At 73.7% G+C, this 6,947-nt stretch carries 8 protein-coding genes; 4 read left to right on the top strand and 4 right to left on the bottom strand.

All coding sequences use genetic code 11. The annotated features are described in order from the left end of the window. Positions 1 to 18 precede the first annotated feature (18 nt). Together E1298_RS16840 and E1298_RS16835 are read right to left on the bottom strand one after the other, a co-directional pair. Complete coding sequence (locus E1298_RS16840) at positions 19 to 666, bottom strand: response regulator (protein WP_131894239.1); 648 nt, start codon at positions 664 to 666, stop codon at positions 19 to 21. Continuing rightward, positions 654 to 1,925, bottom strand: a complete 1,272-nt coding sequence (locus E1298_RS16835) for a sensor histidine kinase (protein ID WP_131894237.1) — start codon at positions 1,923 to 1,925, stop codon at positions 654 to 656. Before E1298_RS16835 ends, E1298_RS16840 begins: the two co-directional genes overlap by 13 nt. Positions 1,926 to 2,132: 207 nt before the next feature. On the opposite strand from E1298_RS16835, the gene E1298_RS49500 reads away from it, so the two are divergent. The 4 genes from E1298_RS49500 (at position 2,133) to E1298_RS16815 (ending at position 5,050) form a co-directional block, all read left to right on the top strand. After that, the gene (locus E1298_RS49500; protein ID WP_207944673.1) at positions 2,133 to 2,762 is read left to right on the top strand and encodes a hypothetical protein; all 630 of its coding nucleotides are present in this window, start codon (positions 2,133 to 2,135) and stop codon (positions 2,760 to 2,762) included. Between the two features lie 138 nt (positions 2,763 to 2,900). Then, positions 2,901 to 3,482: a hypothetical protein gene (locus tag E1298_RS16825; protein WP_131894235.1), complete on the top strand. Its 582-nt coding sequence runs from the start codon at positions 2,901 to 2,903 to the stop codon at positions 3,480 to 3,482. Positions 3,483 to 3,505: 23 nt separating this feature from the next. After that, complete coding sequence (locus E1298_RS16820) at positions 3,506 to 4,273, top strand: SDR family NAD(P)-dependent oxidoreductase (protein ID WP_131894233.1); 768 nt, start codon at positions 3,506 to 3,508, stop codon at positions 4,271 to 4,273. An 87-nt stretch (positions 4,274 to 4,360) separates the two neighbouring features. Continuing rightward, positions 4,361 to 5,050: a class I SAM-dependent methyltransferase gene (locus tag E1298_RS16815; protein WP_131894231.1), complete on the top strand. Its 690-nt coding sequence runs from the start codon at positions 4,361 to 4,363 to the stop codon at positions 5,048 to 5,050. A gap of 12 nt (positions 5,051 to 5,062) precedes the next feature. Here the strand turns inward: E1298_RS16815 and E1298_RS16810 are convergent, their stop codons facing one another. Together E1298_RS16810 and E1298_RS16805 are read right to left on the bottom strand one after the other, a co-directional pair. Further along, the gene (locus E1298_RS16810; protein ID WP_131894229.1) at positions 5,063 to 6,418 is read right to left on the bottom strand and encodes an alpha-amylase family protein; all 1,356 of its coding nucleotides are present in this window, start codon (positions 6,416 to 6,418) and stop codon (positions 5,063 to 5,065) included. Positions 6,419 to 6,471: 53 nt separating this feature from the next. After that, positions 6,472 to 6,906, bottom strand: a complete 435-nt coding sequence (locus E1298_RS16805) for a MarR family winged helix-turn-helix transcriptional regulator (protein ID WP_207944672.1) — start codon at positions 6,904 to 6,906, stop codon at positions 6,472 to 6,474. Between the last annotated feature and the right edge of the window lie 41 nt (positions 6,907 to 6,947).

Here is a 6,947-nt window from a genome sequence, read left to right as displayed (position 1 = left end):
CGGGGGTACCGGCGGCGGTCATGTGTCGCCGCCCAGGAAGCGGAGGACGGCGAGGACGCGGCGGTGGTCGCCTTCGGCGTGGGGGAGGTCGAGCTTGGCGAAGATGCTGTTGATGTGCTTGGCGACGGCGCTCTCACTCACGATCATCTTGGCGGCGATGCCCGCGTTGGAGCGGCCCTCCGCCATCAGCGACAGCACCTCCTTCTCCCGCGGCGTGAGCCGGTCGAGCGGGTCGTTGTGCCGTCGCAGCAGGAGCTGCGAGACGACCTCCGGGTCCAGGGCGGTGCCGCCCGCGGCGACCCGGCGCAGCGCGTCCAGGAAGCCCGACACGTCCGCGACCCGGTCCTTGAGCAGGTAGCCGATGCCGCTGGTGCTGATCGACAGCAGGTCGGCCGCGTACCGCTCCTCCACGTACTGCGACAGCAGCAGCACCGCGACCTCGGGCGCCTCCTGCCGCATGACCAGCGCGGCCCTGACGCCCTCGTCGGTGTAGCCGGGCGGCATCCGCACGTCCACGATCGCCGCGTCCGGACGGTGCGCGCGGACGGCCGCCAACAGGCCCTCGGCCTCTCCGACCGCCGCGACCACCTCGAAGCCCGAGGTCTCCAGCAGCTTGATCAGCCCGGCTCGCAGCAGGACCGAGTCCTCGGCGATCACAATGCGCACGGCAACTCCACGGTGACGGTCGTCGGCCCCCCGGCGGGACTCGTGATCCGGAACGTACCGTCAACGGACTGGACGCGGCGGGCGAGCCCGAGCAACCCGGTGCCGCCGGACGGGTCGGCGCCGCCCACCCCGTCGTCGGCGACGGTCACGCGCAGCACGTCGCCGCGCCGCGTGACCGAGATGTCGACGCCGTCCGCGCGCGCGTGCTTGACGACGTTGGTGAGGGCCTCGGAGACGACGAAGTAGGCGACGGCCTCGACGGTGGACGTGGCACGGGGCTCCACGTCCACGCGCAGCCGGACAGGCAGGGGCACCCGCGCGGCGACACCCGACAGCGCGGCGTCGAGACCGCGGTCCTCCAGGACGGCGGGGTGCAGGCCGCGGATCAGGTTGCGCAGCTCGGTCAGCGCCTCCTTGGCCTCTTCGTGCGCCTCGACGATCACCTGCATCGCCTCGTCCGGCACGCCGGTGAGGGTCTCGCGGGCCAGGCCGAGGTTCAGGGCGAGCGAGACGAGGCGCTGCTGGGCGCCGTCGTGCAGGTCGCGTTCGATGCGGCGGCGCTCGATGTCGGCGGCGTCCACGACGCTGGCGCGCTTCTCCGCGAGGTCCTCGACGCGCCGCTCCAGCTCCTTGGCGCGGTCGGGGCCGAGGAGCACGACGGCGGCGCGGGCGTCCGCGCGGCGCACCGCGGCGGCCACCCACGGCGCGGCGGCCAGCAGGAGGACGCCGGTCACGGTGAGGAGCCCGACGCGGACGACGTGGGTCTTGTCCACCAGTCCGAGCGGGCTGCGGTCGGGCAGCGCCCAGGCGTACGTGCCGGTGGTCGCGAGGATCAGGCCGCCCGCCCACGCCGCGATGGTGGCGAGCCCTCCGAACGCCAGGAACGGTCCCACCACCAGGTGGTAGCGCAGGACGCGCCACAGCTCGGGCGATCGGAGGTTCCGCAGCGGGTCCCAGGGGCGCCCGTCGTCGAAGTCCGGCATGGGCGGGATGTCCAGGCCGAGCATCGCCCAGCAGCGCTCCCGCTGCCAGGAGGTCAGTGGGCGCAGCGCCAGCAGCACCAGGACGATCGACGCGAACGCGAGGATCATGACCGGGGTCGCGTTCACCGGGGCCCAGATCGCCCAGAGCGAGCCGAGGATGGTCCAGCCGGCGAACTGCAGCGGCACCCCTGAGGCGACGAACGCGGTGTCGCGCCACGCCGCCAAGGACCACGGAGCGCGCGCGCGGGCACGCCGGGCCGGGGTGCTGGATGCCATGACGCAACCGTATTGCCCCAGATGAGGTGCGGCCATGAACCGTGCATCCGGGTCGGGGTGAACTTAGTGCCACCCCAAGTCGGATAGGGGCGCTACTGCCGGGGGGCCCTTCGCCGGGTGAGGCTGGAGCCGGCACCTGAGGAGCGGGTGTCGCTCCGCCGGCGGCTCGGTTCGCCGAACTCGCCCGTAAGCCGCAGGGAGTCCCCCATGGTCGCCAGCACTGCCCCGTTCGGTTCCCGTCCCGCCCATCGCGGGACCGGCGCCCCCGGCCGGCCCGAGCCCCGCCACGCCGTCAGGCTCGTGCGCACGCCCGGTACCGCCTCCCCTCCGCCCGTGGCCGCTCCGAGCGCCGTCCCTCGGCCGCCGCGGATGCCGCTGCGGGTGCGGGCTCTGCGCGGACGGTGGCTCGGATGGGGCTTGATCGGCGGCGGCGTCGTGCTGGTTCCGTGGATCGGGATGCTCGCGAGCACCCTGCCGTCCACGAAGCAGGTGTCCAACTGGTCGGCGGCGTGGGTGGGGCTGGATGTGATGCTGGCCGCCGGACTGCTCGGGACGGGCGTGCTGTTCACCCGCCGGGACGCCCGTCACGGTCTGCTGGCGGCCGCCACCGGTGCCCTCCTCCTGGCCGACGCCTGGTTCGATGTGATGACCGCCACGCCCGGGGCGGAGCGGACGGTGGCGCTCGCCCTGGCCGCCGGGCTGGAGGTGCCGCTGGCGGTCCTGTGCGGGGTCCTCGCCGCCCGCGCCGTCCCGTCCGTCCCGTCCCGTCCGCGGGGCGGAGCGGAGGGGCTCGGCGGCGGGACGGAACGCCTGAGCGGCATGTCGACGCCCAGGTGAAGGACAGGTGGCAACGCGCCGACTGGAGTGCGCCAGACGGGTGAAACCAGACGAGCCGGACCTCTAGAGTGAGTCAGACGACGGGGCCCTCTCACGAGAGGGCCCCTTGCCCTGCCTGCACGATCAGAGGTCCCGGACATGAACGACCACGAGGTGCACGAGGAGTGCCTGCGGCTCCTGCGGGACGGCCTGCCGGACCCCGCGCCCGACACCTTCGATGAGGGACGGGACTACCTTCCGCTCGGCCTCGACAAGGACGGCGACGTCGCTGTTGTCACGTTCCTACACCAGTGGGGGGACGGGCCGCCGGGGGCGTCGGCGTTCATCGAGGGCTGGACGTTCCACCGCCGCGACGGGGAGTGGATGGAGCTCGGCGGCGCCGGCGGTTCGGCGCCCGAGGAGCCCCTGGCGCGGCGCTCGTCCGGCGAGATGGGACGCTATCTCCAGAAGTACGGGTCGGGCCGGACGGTCCGCAACGCCAACCGGCTCCTGCCCTGGGGCGCGAAGTGGGTGAACGAGGCGCGGCTGCGGGTCTCGGCGGAGGTCGCGCGGGTCCGGGTCGGCAAGCGGCTGCTGGACGTCCCCCGGCACGGGCATATCGTGATCGTGTGGTCGGCCCGCCGCGGCCCGGTCGTGGAGGCCCTCGCGGCGGACGGAGCGGTGCTGGACGCGCTGGACCTCGACCGCGCGCCGGTCCCCGCCGCACGTCCCCAGCTCTGAACCGCGAAGGCAGGAAGCCCCTCATGACCGCACGTTTCGACGGCAAGGTCGTCCTCATCACCGGCGGCGGCGGGACGATCGCCCGCGCCACCGCGCTCGCCTTCGCGCGCGAGGGCGCCACCGTGGTCCTCGCCGGACGGGACGCCGCCGCGCTGGACGGGGCGGCCAAGGAGATCGAGGCCGCCGCCGCGAGCGGCCGTGTCGACCACGTCGTCGCGGACGTGACCGTCCCGTCGGACGCCGCCCGCATGGTCGGGACCGTCGCCGAGCGCCACGGCGGCCTCCACGTCGCGTTCAACAACGCCGGGATCTTCGGCGCCGTCGCCCCCGTCGCCGATCTCCCCGACGACGTCTGGGCGGACGTCCTCAACGTGAACCTGACCGGCGTCTTCCTCTCGATGAAGCACGAGATCGCCCATATGCGGGAGCACGGCGGCGGCGCGATCGTCAACGCCGCGTCCAACATCGGCGCGCACGGCCGCCGGCCCGGGATGAGCGCCTACGCCGCGTCCAAGGCTGGGGTGAGCGTCCTGACCCGCACCGCCGCCCGCGATCACATCGCCGACGGGGTCCGCATCAACGCGATCAGTCCCGGCGCGAGCGACACGCCCATGTCGTTCCGTCCCGGCGAGAGCCGCGCCGACCGCGACGCCCGGCTGCGGACGGCCGTCCCCGCCGGCCGGGCGAGCGACCCGGCCGAGGTCGCCGAGGCCGTGCTGTGGCTGGCCTCGGACGAGTCGAGCTTCGTCGTCGGCCACGACATGGTCATCGACGGCGGCACGACGGCCTGAGCCCGCCCGCTGCTGTCCGCGCCCGCCCGCGCGCGCGCCTGGAGCAGGGCAACGCTTTCCCGGCGGCCCGGTGGGCAGACTCCAGGCATGGCCGTGACGCCCGACTACGACGCCGACCCGGAGCGCTTCCGCCTCGCCTCGCGGGTGACCCGGATGTACCTGATCGGGGCGCGGAGCCTGCATGAGCACGTCGCCTCGAAGCTGCTGCACTCCGCGGCCCGGCGCGTCCTGGACATCGGCTGCGGGGAGGGCGCCCTGAACGACGCGCTCCCCGGGGCGCCGCCGTTCCGCCTGGTGGGGCTGGACGCGTCCGCCACCATGCTGCGCGCCCATCCGGGACCGTCCATGCGGGCCGACGCGGCGCGGCTGCCCTTCCGGGACGGGGCGTTCGACGCCGCCGTGGCCGTGAACATGCTGTGGCATCTGGACGATCCGCGCGTCGCGCTCCGCGAGGCCCGCCGGGTGCTCGCCCCGGGCGGGCTCCTGCTGGTCTCCGCGATCTGCCGGACCGACAGCCCGGAGCTGGCCCCCGTCTGGCGTCCCGAGCCCACCCCGTTCGACGCGGAGGAGGCGCCCGCGCAGGTCTGCGAGGTGTTCGGGGACGTCGAGGTGGAGCGGTGGGACGCGCCGCTGATCACGCTTCCCGACCGGACGGCCGTGCGCGACTACCTGGTGGCCCGGCGGATGCCCCGGGACCAGGCCGCCGAGGCCGCCGGACGGCTCCGCACGCCGCTCCCGGTCACCAAGCGCGGCGCCCTGGTTCTGGCCCGCCGCTGACCCGGGCCCCTGTCACAGGACGGCCGGCTCCGCCACCGCCCATCCGGCGGCGGGGACGACGGCCCCGTCCGCCGAGAAGGTCGCCTCGCCCGCGATGCGGCTCCACCCTGCGGAGGGCAAGGCCACCTTGGCCGGCTCTTCGGCCAGGTTCAGCACGACCGCCAGGCGATCGGTGCCCTCGCCCACCGTGTACGAGAGCGTCGTGTTCGTCAACGTCGCCACAGTGGTGCGCGCGTGGACGAGCCAGGGGTGACGCCGCCGCAGACCGATGAGGTCCTGGTGGAGCCGGTGGTAGGGCCAGCCATGACCGGACGCTTCCTCGGGACGCGCAGGGAAGGCGGGCCGGATCGCATCGTCGCCGCCCTCCCGGTCTTCCTTCACACCGCGGAACCCGAATTCGTCACCGGCGTAGATGGACGGGACGCCCCCGACCGTCAGCAGGACGACGAGCGCATGCGCCAGATGCCGCTCATCGGTGAGACGGCTGGCGATCCGGGTCACGTCGTGGTTGCCCAGGAAGGTCTGCGGCACGAACGCCGCCAGCATCTCGTCGTGCCGCCCGAGCGCCCAGGCCAGCTCGAACAGGTTGCGGTCGTTGAGGGAGCTCCAGATGGCCTTCCACAGCTCGTACTGGGTGACCGAGTCGAATCCGGTCCGTTCGACCGAGTCCACGTAGTCGCCGTGGATGACCTCTCCGACCAGCCATGCGTCGGGGAAGCGCGCGCGGACGCGTTCGGTGACCGTCCTCCAGAACGTCGCGGGGACGGCGTACGCGGCGTCGAGACGCCAGCCGTCTACGCCGCGCTCCAGCCAGTGGGTCATGACGTCGGTGACGTAGTCGGCGACCTGGGGCTCGGCGTGGTTGAACGCGACGAGCCGGTGGTGGCCCTCGAAGGTGCGGAACTCGCCCTGGCCGTCGGAGTCGAACCATCCCGCGTACGGGGACTCCCGCCCGCGGGCCGCGACGTCGGCGAACGCGGGGAAGCCCCGGCCGACGTGGTTGAACACTCCGTCGAGCAGCACCCGCACGCCGCGTCCCGACGCCTCCTCGAACAGGCGCAGCAGGTCGGCCTCGCCGCCGAGCCGGGGATCGACGCGGAAGTGGTCGACGGTGTCGTAGCCGTGGGTCTCGGACGCGAAGACCGGGCCGAGGGCGAGCCCGTTGCAGCCGAGCTCCACCAGGTGGTCGAGCCAGCCGGAGATCCGGGACAGCCTCGGCCCGCCGGGCTGCGGCCCGCTGATCCGCGGTTCGGCGGATCCTTCCAAGGGCGGCTCGGCGGGTCCTTCCATGGGCGGGGCCTCGCGTTCGGCGCCGACGAAGCCGAGCGGGTAGACATGCCACCAGATGGCGTGTTCGGGCCAGCGCATGCGCAGGTCCGTACCCCGTCCCCCACTCGGGAAACTAGGTAAGCGAACGCGAACTAATCTCCGAGCCGCTCCATCAGCCGGGCCGCGAGCCGCAGCAGTTCGCGCTCGGTCCCGCTCAGCCCACCGAGCGCCTCGGCCAGCCAGGCGTCGCGGCGGGCCGTGTCGCGGCGGAGCGCGTCCAGCCCGGCCTGGGTGAGGGCGAGGACGGCCTGGCGCCTGTCGGCCTCGTCGCGCGACCGCGTGATCAGACCGTCCTCCTCCAGTTCGGCGAAGACGCGGGTGAGGGACTGGGGGCGCTGTCCCTCCGCCGCCGCGACCTCCCCGGCCGCGCTCGGCCCGCGCCGGTACAGGTGGCCGAGCACGGCGAGCTTGTTGCCGCTGAGGCTCTCCGGCGGTCCGGCCGTCCTCAGCCGGCGCGCCAGGAGCATCACCGCGTGCCTGATCTCCGCCGCGTCCTCCATCGGCACGTCCGACCCGCCGCTCGCCATAATATTAAGCTAGCACTTACTAATTCCACGATGTGAGCAGA

Origin of the sequence: Actinomadura rubrisoli, from assembly GCF_004349215.1 — a bacterium.
GTDB classification, from domain to species: Bacteria; Actinomycetota; Actinomycetes; order Streptosporangiales; family Streptosporangiaceae; genus Spirillospora; species Spirillospora rubrisoli.
Note: the sequence above shows the minus strand (reverse complement) of the source record. Positions and strands in the feature narration are given on the sequence as shown.